Annotated in this window: 21 protein-coding genes; 7 read left to right on the forward strand and 14 right to left on the reverse strand. The window is 60.8% G+C overall.

Annotated features, from left to right (window positions below):
- Nucleotides 1–14 precede the first annotated feature (14 nt).
- On the forward strand, nt 15–1,193 hold the full coding sequence (gene argE / locus ABJO61_RS09370; RefSeq protein WP_348324023.1) for an acetylornithine deacetylase: 1,179 nt from the start codon (nt 15–17) through the stop codon (nt 1,191–1,193).
- 45 nt (nt 1,194–1,238) lie between these two features.
- On the opposite strand, the gene ABJO61_RS09375 is transcribed toward argE, so the two are convergent.
- The 5 genes from ABJO61_RS09375 to ABJO61_RS09395 all read right to left on the reverse strand — a co-directional run bounded on the left by ABJO61_RS09375 (nt 1,239) and on the right by ABJO61_RS09395 (nt 6,189).
- On the reverse strand, nt 1,239–1,859 hold the full coding sequence (locus tag ABJO61_RS09375; RefSeq protein ID WP_348324021.1) for a hypothetical protein: 621 nt from the start codon (nt 1,857–1,859) through the stop codon (nt 1,239–1,241).
- A 13-nt stretch (nt 1,860–1,872) separates the two neighbouring features.
- Nucleotides 1,873–2,835, reverse strand: a complete 963-nt coding sequence (locus ABJO61_RS09380; RefSeq protein WP_348324019.1) for an Hsp33 family molecular chaperone — start codon at nt 2,833–2,835, stop codon at nt 1,873–1,875.
- 27 nt (nt 2,836–2,862) lie between these two features.
- Nucleotides 2,863–3,792: an ornithine carbamoyltransferase gene (gene argF, locus ABJO61_RS09385; RefSeq protein ID WP_348324017.1), complete on the reverse strand. Its 930-nt coding sequence runs from the start codon at nt 3,790–3,792 to the stop codon at nt 2,863–2,865.
- Nucleotides 3,789–5,000, reverse strand: a complete 1,212-nt coding sequence (locus ABJO61_RS09390) for an aspartate aminotransferase family protein (protein WP_348324015.1) — start codon at nt 4,998–5,000, stop codon at nt 3,789–3,791. The genes argF and ABJO61_RS09390 overlap by 4 nt, the downstream gene beginning before the upstream one ends.
- 379 nt (nt 5,001–5,379) lie before the next feature.
- Nucleotides 5,380–6,189 (reverse strand): ABC transporter permease, encoded by an 810-nt coding sequence (locus tag ABJO61_RS09395; RefSeq protein ID WP_348324013.1) that lies wholly within the window; start codon nt 6,187–6,189, stop codon nt 5,380–5,382.
- A gap of 379 nt (nt 6,190–6,568) precedes the next feature.
- Here ABJO61_RS09395 and ABJO61_RS09400 point away from each other — a divergent pair, with 379 nt between their 5' ends.
- Nucleotides 6,569–7,084, forward strand: coding sequence for a GcrA family cell cycle regulator (locus ABJO61_RS09400; protein WP_348324011.1), 516 nt, complete (start codon nt 6,569–6,571; stop codon nt 7,082–7,084).
- A gap of 127 nt (nt 7,085–7,211) precedes the next feature.
- Here the strand turns inward: ABJO61_RS09400 and phoB are convergent, their stop codons facing one another.
- The 7 genes from phoB to ABJO61_RS09435 all read right to left on the reverse strand — a co-directional run bounded on the left by phoB (nt 7,212) and on the right by ABJO61_RS09435 (nt 14,948).
- Nucleotides 7,212–7,907, reverse strand: coding sequence for a phosphate regulon transcriptional regulator PhoB (gene phoB, locus ABJO61_RS09405; protein WP_293335652.1), 696 nt, complete (start codon nt 7,905–7,907; stop codon nt 7,212–7,214).
- Between the two features lie 142 nt (nt 7,908–8,049).
- Entirely contained in the window at nt 8,050–8,766 is a 717-nt protein-coding gene (gene phoU, locus ABJO61_RS09410) for a phosphate signaling complex protein PhoU (protein ID WP_348324009.1), read from the reverse strand.
- A 32-nt stretch (nt 8,767–8,798) separates the two neighbouring features.
- Complete coding sequence (gene pstB / locus ABJO61_RS09415) at nt 8,799–9,620, reverse strand: phosphate ABC transporter ATP-binding protein PstB (RefSeq protein WP_348324007.1); 822 nt, start codon at nt 9,618–9,620, stop codon at nt 8,799–8,801.
- 40 nt (nt 9,621–9,660) lie between these two features.
- A complete protein-coding gene (gene pstA, locus ABJO61_RS09420; RefSeq protein ID WP_348324005.1) occupies nt 9,661–10,953 on the reverse strand; it encodes a phosphate ABC transporter permease PstA in 1,293 nt (430 codons plus the stop codon).
- The gene (gene pstC, locus ABJO61_RS09425) at nt 10,946–12,325 is read right to left on the reverse strand and encodes a phosphate ABC transporter permease subunit PstC (protein ID WP_348324003.1); all 1,380 of its coding nucleotides are present in this window, start codon (nt 12,323–12,325) and stop codon (nt 10,946–10,948) included. The genes pstA and pstC overlap by 8 nt, the downstream gene beginning before the upstream one ends.
- Nucleotides 12,326–12,406: 81 nt before the next feature.
- Nucleotides 12,407–13,447, reverse strand: a complete 1,041-nt coding sequence (locus ABJO61_RS09430; protein WP_348324001.1) for a substrate-binding domain-containing protein — start codon at nt 13,445–13,447, stop codon at nt 12,407–12,409.
- 187 nt (nt 13,448–13,634) lie between these two features.
- The gene (locus tag ABJO61_RS09435) at nt 13,635–14,948 is read right to left on the reverse strand and encodes an ATP-binding protein (RefSeq protein ID WP_348323999.1); all 1,314 of its coding nucleotides are present in this window, start codon (nt 14,946–14,948) and stop codon (nt 13,635–13,637) included.
- Nucleotides 14,949–15,154: 206 nt separating this feature from the next.
- Here ABJO61_RS09435 and ABJO61_RS09440 point away from each other — a divergent pair, with 206 nt between their 5' ends.
- The gene (locus tag ABJO61_RS09440; RefSeq protein WP_348323997.1) at nt 15,155–16,003 is read left to right on the forward strand and encodes an SDR family NAD(P)-dependent oxidoreductase; all 849 of its coding nucleotides are present in this window, start codon (nt 15,155–15,157) and stop codon (nt 16,001–16,003) included.
- 155 nt (nt 16,004–16,158) lie between these two features.
- On the opposite strand, the gene ABJO61_RS09445 is transcribed toward ABJO61_RS09440, so the two are convergent.
- Nucleotides 16,159–16,791: a TetR/AcrR family transcriptional regulator gene (locus tag ABJO61_RS09445; protein ID WP_348323995.1), complete on the reverse strand. Its 633-nt coding sequence runs from the start codon at nt 16,789–16,791 to the stop codon at nt 16,159–16,161.
- Nucleotides 16,792–16,903: 112 nt separating this feature from the next.
- Here ABJO61_RS09445 and ABJO61_RS09450 point away from each other — a divergent pair, with 112 nt between their 5' ends.
- From ABJO61_RS09450 to ABJO61_RS09465, 4 genes are all read left to right on the forward strand, one after another.
- Nucleotides 16,904–17,821 (forward strand): metal-dependent hydrolase, encoded by a 918-nt coding sequence (locus ABJO61_RS09450; protein ID WP_348323993.1) that lies wholly within the window; start codon nt 16,904–16,906, stop codon nt 17,819–17,821.
- 70 nt (nt 17,822–17,891) lie between these two features.
- Nucleotides 17,892–18,386, forward strand: a complete 495-nt coding sequence (locus ABJO61_RS09455) for a hypothetical protein (RefSeq protein ID WP_348323991.1) — start codon at nt 17,892–17,894, stop codon at nt 18,384–18,386.
- 412 nt (nt 18,387–18,798) lie between these two features.
- Complete coding sequence (locus ABJO61_RS09460) at nt 18,799–19,689, forward strand: alpha/beta hydrolase (protein WP_348323989.1); 891 nt, start codon at nt 18,799–18,801, stop codon at nt 19,687–19,689.
- A gap of 235 nt (nt 19,690–19,924) precedes the next feature.
- On the forward strand, nt 19,925–20,359 hold the full coding sequence (locus ABJO61_RS09465) for a GFA family protein (RefSeq protein ID WP_348323987.1): 435 nt from the start codon (nt 19,925–19,927) through the stop codon (nt 20,357–20,359).
- A gap of 7 nt (nt 20,360–20,366) precedes the next feature.
- Here ABJO61_RS09465 and ABJO61_RS09470 read toward each other — a convergent pair whose 3' ends face one another.
- The gene (locus tag ABJO61_RS09470) at nt 20,367–21,056 is read right to left on the reverse strand and encodes a TetR family transcriptional regulator (RefSeq protein ID WP_348323985.1); all 690 of its coding nucleotides are present in this window, start codon (nt 21,054–21,056) and stop codon (nt 20,367–20,369) included.
- Between the last annotated feature and the right edge of the window lie 197 nt (nt 21,057–21,253).

A 21,253-nucleotide genomic window follows, 5' to 3' on the forward strand; every position in this document is an offset into this window, starting at 1 on the left:
GGAACACAGATCTCATGGCCAAGCCGCAAATCTTCTCACCCAGAGAGATGATCGAAAAGCTCATCTCGTTCGACACGACGAGCCACCTCTCCAATCTCGAACTGATCGAATTCGTGGAGACCTACCTTGCGAGCCACGGCGTCTCATCCCGGCGCGTGATGAACGAGGAGGGGACCAAAGCCAATCTGTTCGCTACGCTTGGCGACGACACCCAGGCAGGCGGGATCGTCCTTTCGGGCCACACGGATGTCGTACCGGTGGAGGGGCAGGACTGGTCGAGCGATCCCTTCGGCGTTGTCGAGCGCGACGGCAAACTTTTCGGACGCGGCACCAGTGACATGAAGAGCTTCATCGCTCTCGCGCTTGCCTATGTTCCCGAATTCCTGAAGGACGGACCAAAGGTGCCGGTCCATCTTGCGCTTTCCTATGACGAGGAAGTGGGCTGCCTCGGCGTCCGCCCCATGATCGAAAGCATTGTGCGCAGCCTGCCGCGCCCTCAGGTCGTGATTGTCGGCGAGCCCTCCTCGATGAAGGTCGTCAACGCGCATAAAGGCATTCAGTCCTACAGCACGACCGTTACCGGTCTCGAATTCCATTCGAGCCAGACGCATCTCGGCGTCAGTGCCATCCAGTATGCCGTTGAACTGATCTCTTTCCTGATGAGGCTTGCGGAGGAAATGCGCGAGAACGGCGATCCCTCCAGCCGGTTCAGCCCGCCCTATACGACGATCAATATCGGCACCATCAAGGGCGGTACGGCCCTCAACATCATTCCGAAGAGCTGTTCCTTCGTCTGGGAGTATCGCCCCCTGCCCGACGCGTCCCCCTCGGAGATCATCGACCGTTTCAACGCCTTCGCGGAAGAGGATGTGCTGCCGCGCATGCGCAAGGTCTTTGCCGGCGCAAAAATCGAAACGATCACGCGCGCGCAATCGCCGGGACTGGCGGCACTTGACGGCGATCCGGGCGAGACGCTCGTCATGAAGCTCGCGCAGTGCAATTCGGCCGAAGCGGTCTCCTACAATACGGAAGCCGGGCTTTTTCAGCTTGCGGATATTCCGACCGTCATCTGCGGGCCGGGCGACATCGCACAGGCGCACAAGCCCGACGAGTTTGTCGAGCTCTCGCAGCTTGCGGAATGCGAAAAATTCATGAAGCGGCTCGTTGACCACGTCTCCGGGCGATCGATCTAAGCGCGGGATGAAGGCCCTGCGTTTTCCTTTTTTTTGCGCAGAGGGCTAGCGCAGTACCGGGCCCATGCTGCGTTCGACTTCGGCGGTAAGCGCGGCGTCGAATTGCCGGGCAAGGCTCTGCATCAAAGCCGCATAGGCCTCATCGCGCTCATTGAGGCTCGCGCTTTCCAGAATGGTGCGTTCCGCGGTGGCGTCTACATTGGCGGTCCATGATGCGGGGTTTCCTTCGGCGTCGGGCTTCTCGATGGTCAAGCGTGCCTTGAGGCGCGCCTTCAGCCGCGTGTCGAGCTGATCGCCGAAGACGCCGGTGAGACCGCCCTTCTTGTCGAGCTGCTCGGAGATCACTGTCCCATCCAGAATGGCGAGCGACGCCGTGCCCGAACCGCCCGTGGCGACGAGGCGCGCCTGCGCCCATGAGCGCGCAATCGTCTCGGGCGAGACATTGTGCAGATGCTCGACATAAGGAGCGCGCCCGGAAGAGGTGAAATGGCTGTCGACGGCGACAAAGGCAACCGGAATGCGGAAGGCAGGCCGTGCCTCGAAAGAAACGGATTGCGGCACATTTGCAGCGGGCGGATCGCCCGCACATGCCGCGAGCAGCGGCAGAAGAAACACGACTGAAAAGATGCGCAGGAAAAAAGAGTGCCGGCTTTCGGTACGAGTCAATTTCGTGCCTCTTTCAATTCAGCCCTTCCTTCAACTCGGCGGGCTCGAAAATGTAGACCTCGCTGCAGAATTCGCAGGTCACGGTAATGATACCTTCTTGCGCCATTTCGTCGATTTCATGACCGCCGAAAGAGCGTAGAACGGAACTCATGCGATCACGCGAGCAATGACAGGAAAACTCGACAGGAGAGGGGTCATAGGCACGTACACCATCCTCGTGGAACAAGCGGAAAAGAAGCCGGGTGGGCTCGATCTCGGGATCGAGCAATTCGTGATCTTCCACCGTGGCGAGCAGGATCGAGGCGCGGTTCCATGCCTCCTCCTCATCCGTATAGGGACGCTCGTCATCATCGCCCTCGCGGTAGCCGGTCAGGCCACCATCCCGCGCTATGTGCTGGATCATGATGGCGCCCGCGCGCCAGTTCTTTTCCGGCCCCGTTTCTTCGCGATGATAGAAAGGACCGGCAGCAAGGCGGATGCGGGTCGCCACCTGCTCCGAATTCGCAAAATATTCATGTGCGCTATGGCTGAGACCGTCTGGATGGAGCGCGACGATCCCCTGGTACGGCGCCATGTCCGGACCCTGATCGATCGTAAGCGCGAGATGTCCGCTCCCCATCAGATCGGCCGGCTCGGTGCGGCCCGCCTCGATTGCCTCGGCGACCCGCTCGGCGTTCATCATCGCATAACCGCGAATTTTCCCTGGCGCTTCATAGTCCGCGACAAGCATGCTGACCGGACCATCGCCCTGCGTCTGCAAGATGAAACGGCCGTCGAACTTCAGCGCGGAGCCGATCATGGCCGTCAACGCCAGCGCCTCACCGAGAAGCCGCGATACGGGTTCGGGATAGGCATGCGAAGTCAGCACACGGTCGACCAGCGGTCCGAGGCGGACGACCCGCCCGCGAATGCCCAGACCCTCGATCTGGAACGGCTGGACGAGATCGTCAATAGCGACACCGATTGAACTGCTCACGAAGACTCCCGGTTCTGCCCGCCAATATTACTGAAAGCACCAGGCGAGGACGCCCTTTTGCGCGTGCAGCCTGTTTTCCGCCTCGTCGAAGACCACGGAAGACGGACCATCGATCACATCCGCCGTCACCTCCTCGCCGCGATGCGCAGGCAGGCAGTGCATGAAGATCGCTTCCTTGCCCGCCGCCGTCATCAGACGCTCGTTCACCTGATAGGGTGCAAGAAGATTATGGCGGCGAGCGGCCGTCTCTTCACTGTCACCCATGGAGACCCAGGTATCCGCGTTGACGCAGTCCACATCCTTGACCGCTTCATACGGGTCGGTCGTCAGCACGACATTCGCCTTTCGGCTTTTTGCCCATGCAAGCGCTTCGGCACTCGGCGCCAGTTCCGGGGGGCATGCGAGCCGCAACTCGAAATCGAGCTGCGTCGCGGCATGAATCCAGGACGTTACCATGTTGTTGCCGTCGCCAACCCAGGCGATACGGCGCCCTGCAACCGGCCCCTTATGTTCCTCAAAGGTCATGACATCCGCCATCAATTGGCACGGATGGGAGCGATCTGTCAGGCCGTTGATAACCGGCACACTCGCGTATTCCGCAAGCTCCAGCAGATGCTTGTGGTCTGTCGTGCGGATCATGATCGCGTCGACATAGCGCGAGAGTACGCGTGCCGTGTCGGCGATGGTCTCGCCGCGCCCGAGCTGCGTATCGTTGCCATTCAACAGCAGCGTCTCGCCGCCAAGCTGGCGCATGGCGACATCGAAGGAAACGCGTGTGCGCGTCGAGGGCTTTTCGAAGATCATTGCGAGAAGCTTGCCCTTGAGCGGCTTGTCCGCGTCGGGCTCTGCATGCCCCAGACCGATGCGCGCGGATTTGCGCTGCCTGGAGCTTTCAAGAATCGTCCGAATATCCGCCGGCGAGACCTCATCGAGATCGAGAAAATGCCGAGTGCTCATGACTTTGCTCCCGAGGCGGAAGCTTCTTCCTCAAGGCCTGCGTCGATTTTCGCACAGGCATTGCCCAGCTTTTCGAGTGCCTCTTCGAGATGCTTCTCTTCAATGTTGAGTGGCGGCAGAAGGCGCACGACATTGTCGCCTGCGCCGACAGTCAGCATGTGTTCCGCGCGCAAGGCCGCAACCAGATCGGTATTCACAACCTTGCACTTGATGCCGAGCATCAGACCTTCGCCACGCACCCCCTCGATCACCCGTGGATATTGATCCGCGAGCATGGCGAGTTTCTGACGGAGTTTCAGGCCCAGCATGTTCACATGCGGAAGAAAATTCTCATCGAGCACCATCTCCATGACCGCACTCGCAACCGCCATCGCCAGCGGATTGCCGCCAAAGGTCGAGCCGTGCGTGCCCGCCGTCATGCCGCGCGCCGCCTCTTCCGTTGCCAGGCAAGCACCGACGGGAAAGCCGCCGCCCAACGCCTTTGCAATGGCCATGATGTCCGGCGCGATGCCCGCAAGTTCATGAGCGAAGAGCTTGCCAGTACGGCCAACGCCCGTCTGCACTTCGTCGAGGACAAGAAGGATGCCCGCCTCGTCGCAGAGCTCCCGGATATCTCGCAGCATCTCATTGGGGATCACGCGGATGCCGCCCTCGCCCTGGATCGGCTCGATCAGAATGCCTGCCGTCGCCGGACCAATCGCAGCCTTGAGGGCGTTCAAATCACCGAAGGGGACTTGCGGGAATCCGGGCATCGCCGGACCGAAGCCTTCGAGATATTTCTTCTGGCCGCCAGCCGCGATGGTCGCCAGTGTGCGTCCGTGGAAAGCACCTTCCATCGTGATGAGTTCGTAGCGCTCAGGCGCGCCGCCTGCGGCGTGGTATTTGCGCGCCATCTTGATCGCGCATTCGAGAGCTTCCGCCCCCGAATTGGTGAAGAAGACGGTGTCGGCAAATGTCGCTTCGACAAGCATGCGGGCGAGCTTTTCCTGGCCGGGAACGCGGTAGATGTTCGAGGTGTGCCAGACCTTCTGTGCCTGCTCCATCAAGGCAGCGATAAGCCGGGGATGGGCATGGCCGAAAGCGTTGACGGCGATGCCGGCACCGAAGTCGAGATAGCGCTCGCCCTTCGCAGTCACCAGGTAGGGGCCTTCGCCCCTTTCAAATTCAAGATCGGCCCGCGCATAGGTCGGCAGAACAGGCGTAATCACGGGAGTCAGTCCTTCTCATAAAATCCTGAGCAATGCTGTTCACGGAATGACGGAGAGAATGCCGCGGGGGTTTCCTTGCGGCGGCGGGGCTCCGACGGTCCGGCGAGACAGCAGTTTCCTGCAAGGCCCGGGCACTCGTCGCGCCCCGGCCACTTCGCTATCAGCCTCGTCGTTTCCCGCTCAGGATCATAACGATCACACCCTTTTGGCCCCTTTCGGGGGCTCCTCGCCGGTCCCTTGACCGGGCGCCCAATAGAAAATGCCGCCTGCAAGGGGCGGCAGTTCGAGAAGCAAAGGAGTATTAGGGCGAGGAACCAAGTCTGTCAATCACGCGCATACGCACCGATACAGGCCTTCTGAAGGCTGATTTTGGCCCTTCTCAGGCCTTCAGGCGATAGCCGGTACGAAAAAGCACGTGGCAGACCGTCCAGAGCAGCGCGTTGACGCCCACGACGATGGCGATGCCGGTCGCAATCGAACCGTCCGCATGGCCCGTAACGCCATAACGGAAGCCGTCGATCAGATAGAAAACCGGGTTCCACTTGGTCAGGTTGTGGGCAAAGTCGGGCAGCTGCGTCACCGAATAGAAGGTGCCCGACAGGAAAGTGAGCGGCAGAATGACGAAGTTCGTTACCGCCTGCAGATGGTCGAATTTTTCCGACCAGATGCCACCCAGCATCCCCAGCAACGACAGCATCAGCGATGCGCCTACCGCATAGAAGACAATCGCCCAGATATGGGCGGCCCCCATATGCACGAAGGGAAGCATGGCAAGCGTCGTGACGCAGCCACAGACGACACCGCGCGTGACACCAGCCATCGCAATGCCGACATTCAGCTCACCGGCCGAAAGCGGTGGCATCAGCACATCGACGATATTGCCCTGGATCTTGGAAATCAGGATCGAGGAAGAAGTGTTGGCGAAGGAATTCTGGATCATCGTCATCATGACAAGGCCCGGCGCCAGAAACTCGATGAAAGGGACACCATGCACATCGGGCCGGAACTTGCCGATGGCGAGCGCAAAAATCGCAAGATAGAGCAGCGTCGTAATGACCGGCGCCGCGACCGTCTGCGTCATCACCTTCCAGAAACGGCGAACCTCTTTCACATAGAGCGTCCAGACGCCCAGCCAGTTGACTGCACCGAAGCGGCGAGTGCCTTCCTGCGGATAGGGAGTGAAGCTCATGGACTGTCTCGTTGTTAGTTCGGCTTATTTCGGCGGGGTGCCGAGGCATACGCCAGAGTGGCGCGGCGGGCAATGAGGACGAGCCCGCCATCGATATACGGGCTTTCCCCATGTGAGGCCGCAAAAGCGCGGGTACAAGCGGGAAATGCCGCTGTTCTCCGCTCTTTTCTGTGGATAAGCCCCCTTCTGCCGTGCGCGCATGTTGCGATTTTGCCCCCGGATATTGTATATTCTTCGTTAATGCCTACGAAATCTAGTGGTGCCCGTGAGGTTCCACATGTGCCGGGTACATGGCTGGTTTCGTAGGTGATGCCGGAATCAGGCGGAATTCCGGGCATCCAACCGGGCCGGAGGAGGCCCCGAAGGGGAAGGTAAGATCATGTGGACCGATGAACGCGTGGAACTGCTGAAGAAGCTCTGGGCCGAAGGCCTGAGCGCCAGCCAGGTTGCCAAGCAACTCGGCGGCGTGACCCGCAATGCCGTGATTGGCAAGGTGCATCGCCTGGGCCTGTCCGGGCGCGCCATGCCGAGCCGTCCTGCCCGTGCGCGGCCTCAGGCACCCCGTACGCTTGTGCGCGGCCGTCCCGACCCGTTGACGGCGGAACCGCGCGAGGAGGAACAGGCGCAGAACCAGAGCGCACAGAAATCCGAATCCTCGCAGGCCGAAGAGCGCGGTCTCGAACCTGTGCAGCGTGCCACGGTGCTTACCCTCACAGAACATACCTGCAAATGGCCGATCGGTGATCCGGGACGTCCGGGTTTCCATTTCTGCGGTCGCGGCGCCGAGCACGGCGCCCCCTACTGCACAGAGCATGCGCGAATGGCCTATCAGCCTGCACAGGCAAGGCGGAATCGGGAGCGTGATCGCATGCGCAAGGAACGTCTGGTCAGCTAGAGCAGATCAATCAGGGTTTTCCGGGGGCGAGCCCGGGGGCACTCGAGGGGAAGGAACCGGCATCCACAGAATGTGGTTGCCGGTTTTCCTTTGCGTGAGGTCAGGACATAAACCCTTGCGGGTACCGTCAGCTGTGAAATTGTTCGTCCAGCGAATAGCCCGCCGAGCGGACAGTACGGATCGGATCCTTCTCGCCCTTGATGCTGAGCGCCTTGCGAAGGCGCCCGACATGGACATCGACCGTGCGCGCCTCAACATAGACATCCGACCCCCAGACGGCATCAAGCAGCTGTTCGCGGCTGAAAACACGCCCCGGATACTGGATCAGGTGATCAAGGAGGCGATATTCCGTCGGCCCGAGGCGAACCTCACGGTCGCCGCGCCTCACACGATGCGCCGCCCTGTCGAGAACAATGTCGCCGAAGGTGACGAGATCCTCGGTGAGGGCGGGGCGTATGCGCCGCATCACCGCCCGGATACGGGCAAGGAGCTCCGTCATAGAGAAAGGCTTCGTTACGTAGTCATCTGCACCGATGTCGAGGCCACGGATTCGATCCGTTTCCTCGCCGCGAGCGGTAATCATGATGATCGGAACATTACGGGTCTCTGCCCGGCCGCGAAGGCGCCGGCAAAGCTCTATGCCGGAGAGACCGGGTAACATCCAGTCCAACAGGATGAGATCCGGTGTCGTTTCGCGAATCATCAAATCCGCCTCCTCGCCGTCCGCAGCGGCGAGAACCTTGTAGCCTTCCTTGTCGAGATTGTACTGAAGGAGCGTCAGCAGCGCCTCTTCGTCCTCGACGATCATAACGGTCGGTTTCATTCTGCGATCGAATTGACTGCGATCGGACGGTGCCGCTTCCGTATCGCCGGCAACGGTCCGAATCTTTTCCAAGCTCTCTACTGAAGCCTGACCTTGTTCGCCGCGACGGGCAAGCGTTATTCCCATGGCGAAGGTGCCTCCTCTAACTACCGGTCTCTACCGCTGTCGTGCTGGTCGTGTCGCTCTTCGGGCGCTCGTCGCTCACCCATTCGCCGGTGACGAGATAGCTGACCGTCTCGGCGATATTCGTCGCATGGTCGCCGATCCGTTCGATGTTTTTCGCAACAAAAAGAAGATGCGTGGAGACCCCGATCGTCCGAGGGTCCTCCATCATGTAGGTAAGAAGTTCGCGAAAGACGGAGTTGTACATCGCGTCGATTTCCTCGTCGTCGCGCCATACCTCCATCGCGGCCTGTGCCTCCCGGCTCGAATAGGCATCGAGCACATGCTTGAGCTGGCGCTGGGCAAGACGGCCCATTCGGGAAATGCCCTGAATAAGGCGGTTCGCACCTTCGAAATCGCTTTGAAGAACGATGGCGCGCTTCGCAATGTTCTTTGCAAGGTCGCCGATACGCTCCAGGTCGATCGAAATCTTGATCGCCGCAATCGCCTCACGCAGATCCGTGGCCATGGGCTGGCGCAGCGCGATCATGCGAATGGCGTGCGCCTCGATTTCCGCCTCCAGCAAATCGATACGCTGATCCTCGAGGATCGTGCGCTCGGCAAGTTGCGTGTCGCGTCGAACGACTGCTTCGATGGCCGCGGAGAGCTGGGCTTCGGTGAGCCCGCCCATCTGGGCAATATTCGCAGAGAGCGTATCGAGCTCTTCCTGGAAGGATTTAACCGTATGCTGGGTCACACCCAAATCTCCTTTTGCTCGCATGGGAGCGGTCAGCCGAAGCGGCCGGTGATGTAATCCTGTGTGCGTTTGTCGGTCGGATTGGTGAACATCTTTTCCGTCTCGTCGACCTCGATCAGATTGCCGAGATGGAAGAATGCCGCCTTCTGCGACACGCGCGCCGCCTGCTGCATGGAATGCGTCACGATGACGATGGTGTAATGCTGCCTGAGTTCGTCGATCAGCTCTTCGACCTTGGCCGTTGCGATCGGATCGAGAGCCGAACAAGGCTCGTCCATCAGGATGACATCGGGATTAACCGCGATGGCACGGGCGATACAAAGCCGCTGTTGCTGACCGCCCGAAAGGCCCGTACCGGGCTCATTCAGACGGTCCTTGACCTCTTTCCAGAGACCCGCGCGGGAGAGACTCGTCTCGACGATCTCATCCATCGCCGAACCGTTCTTCGCCACGCCGTGAATACGAGGCCCATAGGCGATGTTATCATAGATCGACTTTGGAAATGGGTTCGGCTTCTGGAACACCATCCCCACCCGCGCGCGCAGAAGCACCGGGTCTATCTTCGGGTCATAGATGTTCGCCCCGTCGATCTCGATGGTGCCCGTCACGCTGCAGATGTCGATCGTATCGTTCATCCTGTTGATGCAACGCAGGAAAGTGGACTTGCCGCACCCCGAAGGCCCGATGAATGCCATGACCTGACGCGCGGGAATATCGATTGAGACGTCGAAGAGCGCCTGCTTTTCACCGTAGAAGACCGAGACGTTGGTCGCCGCGATCTTGGTTTCATGTCCGGCTTGCGCGGACGCGGCCGCTTTTGCCAGCGCTCCCGCTTCTTCGGCTGTCTTGTTCATAATCATTCCTGACACTTCAGTGGCATCCAGGGTTGTCATGTCACCACCTTCTTTCAAAACGTTTGCGCATGTAAATCGCGATTGCGTTCATGCAAACAAGGAACCCAAGCAGAACGATGATGGCCGCCGAGGTGCGCGAGGTAAAACCTCGCTCCGGGCTGTCGGCCCAGATGTAAATCTGGGTCGGCAAGGCGGTCGAGGGATTGAACATGCTGTCCGGGGCGGCCGTGATGAACGCGTTCATGCCGATCAGAAGCAACGGGGCTGTCTCACCAAGCGCCTGAGCCAGGCCGATGATCGTGCCCGTCAGAATGCCGGGCATGGCGAGCGGCAGAACATGGTGGCCGACCGTCTGCATCTTCGAAGCGCCAACACCGATGGCCGCTTCGCGGATCGAGGGGGGAACAGCCTTCAGCGCGGCGCGCGTGGCAATGATAATCGTCGGCAGCGTCATCAGCGAGAGGACGAGACCGCCAACAATGGGAGCAGAGCGCGGCATGCCAAAGAAGTTGAGAAACACAGCAAGACCGAGAAGACCGAACACGATGGAAGGAACGGCCGCCAGGTTGTTGATATTGACCTCGATGATATCGGTGAAGCGGTTCTTCGGCGCAAATTCCTCAAGGTAGACAGCAGCGGCAATGCCGACGGGGAAGCTTACGATGAAGCATATGAGCAGCGCATAGAAGGAGCCGATGAGCGCACCCCACAATCCGGCGAGTTCCGGGAAGCGGCTATCGGCATTGAAGATCATGCCCCAGTTGAGCGGCGCGGAAATGCGACCCTGTTCGACGAGGCGATCATACCAGCCGATCTGCGTATCGCTGACGCGACGGTAGTCGGGCGGCAGATCGCGGTCGATGACGCCCTTGTGGAGCTGGTCGCCGATATCCGAAAGCGGAAAGGTGACTTCGAATGTGCGTCCGATCAGGGAAGGATCGGCCACCACCTTGTCGCGAAGCGCATATTGTCCGCCATTGCTGAAGAGCTGACGCAACTCTCTCAACTCGCGCGGCGCATCGACATCAGGAAAAATGCGGGCGATCGATTCGTTCAGTATCTTCTGATAGCTGCCGCCGCGCGGATCCGTCGGGTCGACCGCCCCTTCCGGCACCACCACTTCAAGCGTCACCATGGTCTGCGTTACGGCAGGTGCCGCGGTGATCGCGATGGTACCGACCAATGTCGCCAGCATTGCGAGAGCGAATACAATCGCTGCGATGCCGTAGGCACGGAGACGCTTGTCGGCAGCATGCCGCCGCCTCAGCTTAGCATCCGGCTCATACCAGACGCCGCGTTTCGGTTCGCCCGGTCTTGCGGTCGTATCACTCATAGCGTTCCCGATAGCGCTTGACGACCTGGAGCGCGACGATATTGAGCGCCAGGGTCGAGATGAAAAGAACAAGCCCGAGGCCGAAGGCGGCGAGCGTTTTTGGACTGTCGAATTCTGTATCGCCGATCAGAAGCGTAACGATCTGCACGGTAACCGTGGTTACGCCTTCGAGCGGATTTGCGGTCAGGGTGGCCGTGAGCCCGGCGGCCATCACGACGATCATGGTCTCGCCAATAGCGCGGCTTGTCGCAAGCAGAACGCCACCGACGATGCCGGGGAGTGCCGCCGGCAGCAACACCTGGCGAATTGTCTCCGCCTTGGTCGCGCCGAGCGCATAAGCACCGTCACGCATCGACTGAGGTACCGCGGAAATCGCATCGTCCGAAAATGAAGAGATGAACGGGATCAACATGATGCCCATGACCCCGCCAGCGGCGAGCGCGCTGTTCGAGGCGACATCCAGACCCATGGACATGCCGAACTCGCGAATAAAGGGCGCCACCGTCAGCACCGCGAAGAAGCCGTAAACGATGGTCGGAATGCCGGCAAGAACCTCCAGAAGCGGCTTCACCGCGGAGCGAATTCGCTTGTCGGCATATTCAACAAGATAGATCGCCGAGAAAAGGCCGACCGGCAACGCAACAAACATCGCGATGGCGCTGATGAAGATCGTGCCCCAGAACACCGGTACCGCGCCGAATGCGCCTTCGGCCGCGATCTGATCGGACCGCATCGCCATTTGCGGGCTCCATTCCATTCCGAAGAGGAAGGAGAAAACGGGCACGCGTGCAAAAAAGGCGAGGCTCTCAATGACGAGAGAGAGAATGATTCCGAGCGTGGTGAGAATGGCAATGATGGAAGACAGGATCAGCAGGCCTCGAAGAATCCCATCCACACGATTACGAGCGCGAAACTCCGGCGAAAGACGCGCGCGGGCAAAGGCTATACCCGCCACCGCGGCGGAGAGGCCGCAGACGACGAGTGCATATCCCGCTGTGTTTTGGAAGGTTTTGTATGTCTCGGCCGCTTCTATGATCGCCTGTTCCGGCGTACCGAAAACGCGTCCTGCCGCGACATTCTTGATTTCGCCCAGCATCAGCGAGATGCGCGCGGGCGAAACACCGTCGGTCAGGTGACCGGGCAGGCTCGCGATGAGCAACTGGTCGACAACGCTGCCTTGCGCCGCCTGCCAGACGAGAATGAGAAGGAGAGCCGGAAGACCACACCAGAGTGCCACATAGTACCCGTGATAGGGCGGGATCGAGTGAAGTGCGTTACCGGAAGCCTTGAGACCGGAAGCATTGGCCCGGCCAAGCAAGTAACCGAGCAGGGCGAGCACAAGGATCGTTATGAAAAGCATCGTTACAGACATGAATCTCGCCCTGAAGGGATGAATCCCGACGCTCTGGAAGAAGAGCCACCCGGCGCCCCAGGCGCCGGGTGGTATTGATCGTTATTTCGGTGCGGACATGTCCGCGCCTTTGAGGGCGGCGTTGCGAACTTTTTCGCGATCTTCGGCCGAGAGGGGGATGAGACCACGCTCGGAGAGATAACCACCATCACCCATCGAGTCTTCGCTGACATACTCGGCAACGAATTCGTCGAGACCGGGGATCACACCGCGATGCGCGTTCTTCACGTAGAAGAACAGCGGACGCGAGACCTTGTAGGAACCGTCCGCGATCGTTTCGGTCGCGGGCGCAACACCTTCGACCTTCACGGCCTGAAGCTTGTCCTGGTTCTCGTAGAGGAAGGAGTAACCGAAGATACCGTAGGCATTCGAGTCCGCATCGAGACGCTGAACGATCAGGTTGTCGTTTTCACCGGCTTCGATGAACGGACCGTCGGTGCGCATCGGGCTGCAGGCCTTCTTCATGTCGGCCTTTTCCATCGCCTTGACGACATCAAACTCCTTGCAGCCTTCACGCATCACGAGTTCGACGAAGGCGTCGCGCGTGCCCGACGTAGGCGGCGGGCCGAAGACCGTGATTTCGGTGTCGGGAAGAGAGCTGTCGATGTCGCTCCACTTCTTGTTGGGGTTCGGCACGAACTTGCCGTCAACCACCACGTCCTTCGCGAGGGCGAGGTAAAGCTGCTTCTTCGTCAGATCGAGCGCCTTGCCCTTGCGGGAGACGGCGATGGAGAGACCGTCATAACCGATGAGAACTTCGGTGACGCTCTTCACGCCGTTTGCCTGGCAAGCCTCGTATTCGGACTTCTTCATGGCGCGCGACGCGCCCGTAAGGTCCGGATGCTCGGCGCCGATGCCACCGCAGAAGATCTTCATGCCGCCGCCGGTACCCGTGGATTCGACGACCGGAGCGGGGCTACCCGTCTCGTTGGCAAACTGTTCGGACACGGCCTGTGTGTAGGGGAACACGGTCGAGGAGCCGACAATCGAAATCTGGTCGCGGGCGTGCGCAACGCCGGCCACCGAAAAAGCAGCGACGGCAACCGTCGCGGCCATCGTCAGGGATTTGAGTTTCACGTTCATTCTCCAGTCATGTGATGCCGGGCACCGGGCAACCACAGTCAGCCCCCCTGTGCGCCCGAGCCTTGTGTGAATTCGCCAAGTGAATTCCAGTGGCTGTTAACCCTCAGGCCGGCGCACGCTATCGAGCCGTCGCAAAAGGTTTACGACGGTTTCGTGACACTTTTACGAATGTCAGAAAATTTAGATTTTACGATTGAGGCACGACCGGGAGCAGCACCGAAAAGGCAGCTCCATGTCCGAGCTCGCTCTCAATGGAGAGTGTGCCCTCATGGCGGTTCACGATGTGCTTGACGATGGCAAGGCCAAGACCTGTGCCACCGCGAGCACGGCTGGCCGCGGCGTCGACACGATAAAAGCGCTCGGTGAGCCGCGGGATGTGCTCTTTTGCGATGCCTGGCCCATGGTCGCGCACAGTGAGGCGCACAACGGGTTTGCCGCCCTTTTCGTCAGGGCTCAGCGAGATATCGATACGCTTGCCCGCGCGGCCATAGCGCAGCGCATTGTCTGCAAGGTTCTGCACAACTTGAGCGAGTTCATCGCGGTCACCGAGCACCTTTGGAAGCGAGGCCGGCGCCGTGACTCCGATCGCCACATCATACTGATCGGCAAGCGGCTTCAGCCCATCCGCAATGTCGTTTGCAACCCCGATGAGATCGACCGCATCGGAAGGCCGCACATGCTCGCGCAACTCGATGCGCGACAGAGACAGCAGGTCCTCGATCAGACGGCGCATGCGTGTTGCCTGATCCGCCATGATCGCGAGAAACTTGTCGCGCGCCTCGGGATCTTCTTTCGCGTGACCGCGCAGGGTGTCGATAAAACCGGAGAGCGAAGCAAGCGGAGTCTTCAACTCATGGCTTGCAAAGGCTACAAAGTCCGCCCGCATGGCCTCTATCCGTCGCGACTCCGTGACATCGCGGAGCAGTACAAGGACATATTTGGAGGCTGGAGCGACGCCCTGAACGGAGGAAACGAAAGCGCTGTAATTGCGCTGCACGGGAACGGGCACCGCATATTCGATGGTCCGCGTTTCGCCATCCCCGATGACACCGTTGACCGCTTCGACAAGCGGTGCGCTGCGCAGAACCGTCACGACATGACGGCCGAACGCGCCCTTTCCGACCAGCATTTCTCCGGCGCCGTTCGCATAGATGACACGCCCCGAACCGTCTACAACAAGAACCGGATCGGGCAAACGATCGAGAAGCGCAACAGCCGCACCGCCGCCCAGCGCAGCGGCACTTTCATCGTTGCGCGAAAGGCCAATGCGGATCGGCGCCGTCTCGCCCACGGCCATGAACCGCGCGCCCGAAATGCCCGCCAGGAAAAAGAAACTCAGAATGGCTGCGACGGGATGAAGCGCACCCGTCACCCCCAAGGAAAGAAAGAGGATAGCAGACGAAACAACGAAAGTGCGCGTCCCCGTCCACCGGGCCGCGAAATCTCTCAGATGCGCCCTGCCCCGCGAGAACCTTGATCCGCCTTCTTCCGTTGCCGCCATTCTCTACTACCGTCAGACCTCGAAGCCCCAACTCATATCATCGTGGTAACACTTGAACACGGATTTCGCGACGACAATACGATGAACCGCTTGCGAGGCCCGGGAAAGATCCAGCGGACGACAAAACAACGCGTTACGCTACGTGACATTCATGTGAATTTGCATAGGCTAGCGCCAAATCGAACAGCGCAAGGACGAGGGCGGCAATGACGACGATCAGCGGCAAACTGGCGGTGGTGACAGGTGCGGCAAGCGGCATCGGACGAGGCACGGCACTCGAACTCGCGAGACGAGGTGCGCGGCTGGCGATCTCCGATCTCGACCGGGCCGGCCTTGCCGAAACGGCGAAACGGATCGAGGCCGCCGGCGGCAAGGTCTCGACTTATCTCGTGGACGTGGCTGACCGCGATGCCGTTTACGCTTTCGCGCAGGAAGTGGAATCGCTGGGTGGTGCGGACATCGTCGTCAACAATGCCGGCGTGGCGCAGATCGCGCGCGTGGACGACCTCTCCTACGAAGACTTCGAATGGGTGATGAATATCGACTTCTGGGGCATGGTCTATGGCACCAAGGCCTTCCTGCCGCAAATCCAGAAGAAGGGCGAAGGACACATTGTCAATGTGTCGAGCATTTTCGGCATCGTCTCCGTGCCGAGCCAGGCCGCCTACAACTCCGCGAAGTTTGCCATACGCGGCTTCACGGAAGCACTGCGACATGAAATGAAGGGTACACGGATCAAGGTTTCCTGTGTGCATCCGGGTGGCATCAAGACGAACATCGTGCGCAATGCGCGCTTCCTGCAAAGCACGCAAGCGACGGAGCGCGAAGAAGCAGCATCGGGTTTCGACAAGCTTGCGATGACGACGCCTGAGAAAGCCGGGAAGACGATCGTCAACGGCATCGCCAAAGACAAGCCCCGCATCCTCATCGGTATCGACGCAAAAATCATCGATCTGCTGCAACGCCTGCTGCCGGCGTCCTACGGAAAAATCATGTTCCGGCGCGAGGTTGGGCCGCTTTCGGGTGCAGCTGGAACGGACCCCGCAAAGGCCTGATTTTACATCGTCTTCTTACGGAGCAATGGCCGAAACTTGTGCCCGGGTGCGGGGACAAGAAAGGCTCACCGTCACCAAAACGTCACCGAACCGTCACAAAAGACTCACTTGTCCCCGGGGCCGGGGATAAAGCGCACACAACAAGGATGCGCGCCTCACCCTGGCAGGTCGCGCGCGAGAACGCGGCGGGCTGCTTTTTCGAAAACAGGATCGAGATAGGGCACCAGCACATCGAAGAGCTGGTTTGCGCCTGCCGCCACGTCGGAGGGCGTAACGGCTTCCTTGCCTGAAATCTGAAGGAAGCGAATCCAGTTCATCCAGATGAGCCAGGTATTGAGAGCGACGGAGCGCAGACCATCGCGGCCACGCGGTCGCGACATGCTGCCATCCTTCACGAGCTGACCGGCGATGCTTTCCAGTTCGCCAATAGCCCACTCCTGGAGTGCGCGATAGCTGCGCGCAAGCTCCTCGTCGCGACGCAACAAGCCGAGCAAGCCGCCGAAGAAAAACCGGTAGCGCCAGGCGAGGTCGAAACTTCGCAGATAGAAAGCGGCGAACCGTGCAGGCCGGATAGGCGGGCCCACATCTTCCACAAGGACAGCCCGGAACTCCGCCTGCAACGTCTCGAAGAGGACGCGGACGATCTCCTCCCGGTTTCGGAAGTGATAGTAGAGATTGCCCGGACTGATGCCGAGCTCGGCGGCGATGCGCGTGGTGTTGGCAGCCTCCGCCCCCTCCTCGTTCATGAGGGTGAGGGCGTACTCAAGAATGCGGTCGCGATTGCTCATGCATTTTCATACCGCGTTCACACCGCGCCCTCCAGACACGGCACAGACTTGACAGAGATGAAAATTAGAGGGATTAGTCTATTTAGAGGAAACACTCTAATCGGGGGCGGCCATGCTGGCGCGCGACGGAACGGAGGAGGCAGCAGGAAACGCCGCGAACCGGATGACCGTGCGGCAGATGGGCTTTGCCTATCCGCAGACAATGAGCGGCCACTGGAACGCGAAGCGGCCCGAATTCTCGCAGATCGTCAACGCGGCCTCGCTGGCCATGCCCTATCTCGAACCCTACCTCATCCGCACCATGCGCCTGGCGCGAGCGCAGATCCGCGACGAGGCCTTGCGGCGCGAGCTCGACTCCTATGTGAGCCAGGAGGCATCGCATTACCGCCAGCACCGCAAGTTCAACGAGGAGCTGAAGGCGCGCGGCTACCGGTCCATCGAGAAGCTGGAAGCGAAGATCGACGCGTCCTACAAGCGGATCGAAGCAAGCGGCAGCCTCGCCTCGAATCTCGCCTATGCGGAGGGATTCGAATCCATGGCACTCGCCATCGGCGAAATGCTGATCGAGGACCGCGACTTCCTGTTCGGCGAGAGCGAGAGCGGCGTTGCCTCGCTGGTGCTGTGGCATTTCGTGGAAGAGATCGAACACAAGAATGTCGCCTATGACGTGTTCGAACATGTGGCAGGCAACTACTTCCGGCGCGTGGGCGGCTTCCTTCATGCGGCAACACATATTTTTCTGCTGACGCGCGCGGGCTACCGCGAACTGCTGAAGGAAGACGGGCTGTGGCGGAACCTGCGCTCGCGGCTCGCGCTGGCGCGGCTGCTCATTCGCATCTTCTGGAAACTCACACCGAAGCTCGTGCGCATTCTGGTGCCCGGCTACAGCCCGAGGCAAGTGGCCGACCCTGCATGGGCGCTCGCCTGGGCGCGGCTTTTCACGAAAGACGGCGAGGCCGCGGGGCGGCTCGACACGACGCGCCTCGACCAGCGCGAGCCTGTGCCGCATGCCGCGAGAACAACAGCCTGACGGGAGGGGGATGGCGATGAGTGCTGAAAATTCCGGGAATGTTTCCAAAAATATTCCGGGGAGCGGAACGATGAGCGAGCGCATGCGCGCGCTGCTTCTGCTCAACGGAGTGGCGCTGATCGCGCTCGCCGTTCTGATCGGCTGGGTCTGGTTCTTTGCGCTGCTCGGGCGGATCGTGCTGTGGCCTCTGCCCATCGATATCGAGGTGTCGATCCCCAACGACGCGCGCGGCTGGCGCATGGCGCATATGGAAGGGATCACGCAAGGGCTGATGCTGATGGCGCTCGGGCTCGGCGGGCGCTTCATGGCGCTCAGCAAAAAGCAATTCACCTGGTTCTTCTGGTCGGCGCTGGTGACGGCGTGGCTTTTCACCGTGCCTGCCGCCTTCAACGCGGTCTTCGGCACACGCGGCCTTGCCTTTGGCGGCGGGCCCTTCAAGCCGGGGCTCGCGAACGACATCATTTATCTGTTCGGCTGGCCGCCCGTTCTCGCCGTGCACATCATGCTGGCGCTCGCACTGCTGGGGCTGTGGCGGCACATGAAGATTTCGCGACACCAGGCCTAGCGGCTTGCAATCAACGGCGCACTCCTCCATATCGTTTCGAGACGCGGAGGTTCGCAATTCGCAAGCCTCAAGGGCACGGGAGCCGGATGTACGTTCCCGCCGCCCGATCCGCGTCGCCCTCTTCGCTTTTTATACCCGCTCCTTCCCCAAGAGCGCGTGACGCCCTCCCGCCAGCGGAGGGCGTTTTCGTTTGTGTACGGATCAATATCCGCAGAATCTGCGGAGCGAAACCCGCCCTGCCCTTCGCATGGCTCAGGGCCTTCGCCGCCCCCGCCCCAAACGGCCTTCAGCCGTTCGACCCTCCCCGAGGGGAGGGTGGGCTGAGAGGCTGAACTGCCCGCCGTTTGGCGGGCGGGGCGGTTCACGGTAATCTGGGCCCCAAGCGACGGAATGAAGAAGGACAAGCCCCATAATGACTGACAGCGCCAGCTCGCAGATCGGCCCGGCCTCGCATAATTATTTTTCGCAGCGGCTGCGGCTTCACTATGTGGATTGGGGCAATGAGGGCAAACCGCCCATGCTGATGATCCATGGCGGGCGCGACCATTGCCGGAACTGGGACTGGACGGCAGAGGCGCTTCGCGACCGCTACCACATCATCGCGCCGGACCTGCGCGGGCATGGCGACAGCCAATGGATGGTCGGCAGCTCCTATGAGATCAACGACTATGTCTATGACATTGCGCAGCTCATTCACCAGAAGGGGCTGGCGCCGCTGACCATCGTGGCGCACTCGATGGGAGGCGCCATCGCGCTTCGCTATACGGGGCTTTACCCGGAGAATGTGAAAAAGCTCGTCGTGATCGAGGGGCTGGGGCCCTCACCCAAGATGCTCGCCGACCGCAAAAAGGTGAGCGACGAACAGCGCATCCGCAACTGGATCGACGAGGTCCGCCGCCTCTCCTCGCGCCAGCCGCGCCGCTATGACAGTATCGAGGAAGCCTACAAGCGCATGCAGGGCGAGAACCCGCATCTCTCGCCGGAACGCGCGCGGCACCTCACCGTGCATGGCGTGAACCAGAACGAGGACGGCACCTATAGCTGGAAGTTCGACAATTATGTGCGCGCCTTTCCGCCGGGCGGCTTCGACCAGGAGCTGACGACAGAACTGTGGAGCCGCATCACCTGCCCGACGCTGCTCATTCGCGGCACGGAAAGCTGGGCGAGCGACCCTGTGGAAGACGGGCGGGCCAGGCATTTCAAGAATGCGAAGGTCGTGAATGTCGAAGGCGCGGGGCATTGGGTGCAGCATGACAAGCTGGACGAGTTCCTTGGCCTGCTGGACGGATTTCTGGGGGAGTGAGCGAAGCGATGCATCGCGGCTTTGTCGCGTTACGCTCGATCAACCCAATGATGTCACCCCGGCGAAAGCCGGGGCCCATTGGTTCTCTCAGCAAGAGCGGTTTGCCCTTCGGTTGTCGATACGCGCGCAATACTTCTCGCGCGCTGCGGCAAGAGGCTCTGCGAGTGGGTCCCGGCTTTCGCCGGGATGACACTTTTACTTTTGGCAGGGACCGGATTTTCGGAGCGAGGTTGAAATGAGTGAAACGGTCCATCGCGGCTCGTGCAATTGCGGCGCGGTCCGCATCGAGATCGAGGGGCCGCTCAGGGTCTTCGGCTTTTGCCACTGCACGACCTGCCGCAAGGCGAGCGGCACGGCCTTCACGGCAAATTCATCCGTGCGCAGAGAACGGGTGCGCTTCCTCGACGGCGAGGCGGCGATTGCGCGCTACGAGTCGAGCCCCGGCACGTTTCGCTGCTTCTGCTCGAAATGCGGCTCGCCCGTCTACAAGGAATCGGCGGCGAAGCCCGGCGTCATCCGCATCCGGCTCGGCATTCTCGATACGCCGGTGGGCGCGAAGCCCAAAGCCCATGCCTTCTGGGGCGAGCGGGCCGACTGGTACGACGATCCAGGCAGCATGCCCGTTTACGAGACATGGGCGCCGGTGCTGAAGGACGAGGTGGAGGAATAGGGCGGCGTCAGTTCCGCGAGGCGGCCCGCAGCGCGGCGAGGGTTTCTTCCGAGACCGGGGCCTGGAGCGCACCCGCGACGCCATCAAACAGGCTTTCGACGAAGAAGCGCCGCGCGGGCTCGTTCGTCATCGCGTCGGCGCGGCGCGTCCAGAGCGCGAGCGAGGTCAGCACCATCTCGATCATGAGGCGCTGGCGCTGGACCGCGACCTCGGGCACGAGATCGCCAAGGGCGGCGACGATGAGCGCATTGGCGCGGGAGATGCCCTGAAAGCCGCTTTTGAGGGCGACGGTCGGCAGGTCGAAATCGGGATCGTTCAGCACCTGGGCGGCGAAGCGGACGAAGCGGATGCCCTCCTCCGTGTCGAGAAGTTCGGTCAGGGGCTCGAAGGTCACGCGGATGACGGCCTTGAGGTCTTGCGTGCCGCGCGCCGCGACCAGCGCCTCGACGCGGGCCGCGCGCACGGCGTCGATGGCGGCGACACGATGGTCGAGGATCGCCTGCACGAGGCGCTGCTTGGAGCCGAAATGATAATGGAGCGCGGATTCGTTGCGCTGGCCGGCGGCGGCGTTGATTTCCTTCAGGGTCACGGCATGAAGGCCGCGCTCGCCGAAGAGACGCTCGGCCGCCTGCATCAGGCGGAGGCGCGTGTCGCCGCGCTTGCCGGCCGGGGCCGGGGGAGATTCAAGGTCACTCATACCGCCAGCGTAATGAACTGCATTATGGGTGGCAAGGGGGGAAGGTTTTCTGCCTATACGCCGGAAATGGCAACACGAGGATTGTCGACCTGAAGCGGAAATCGCTTTCCGTCTGAAATAGACCGCCGATCATCTGATCGACACTCACGAAGCACAGGAAGAATCCCATGCCATTTTACAATCTTCGTATCGTTCCG

Source organism: Parvibaculum sp. (assembly GCF_039973015.1).
GTDB lineage: Bacteria > Pseudomonadota > Alphaproteobacteria > Parvibaculales > Parvibaculaceae > Parvibaculum.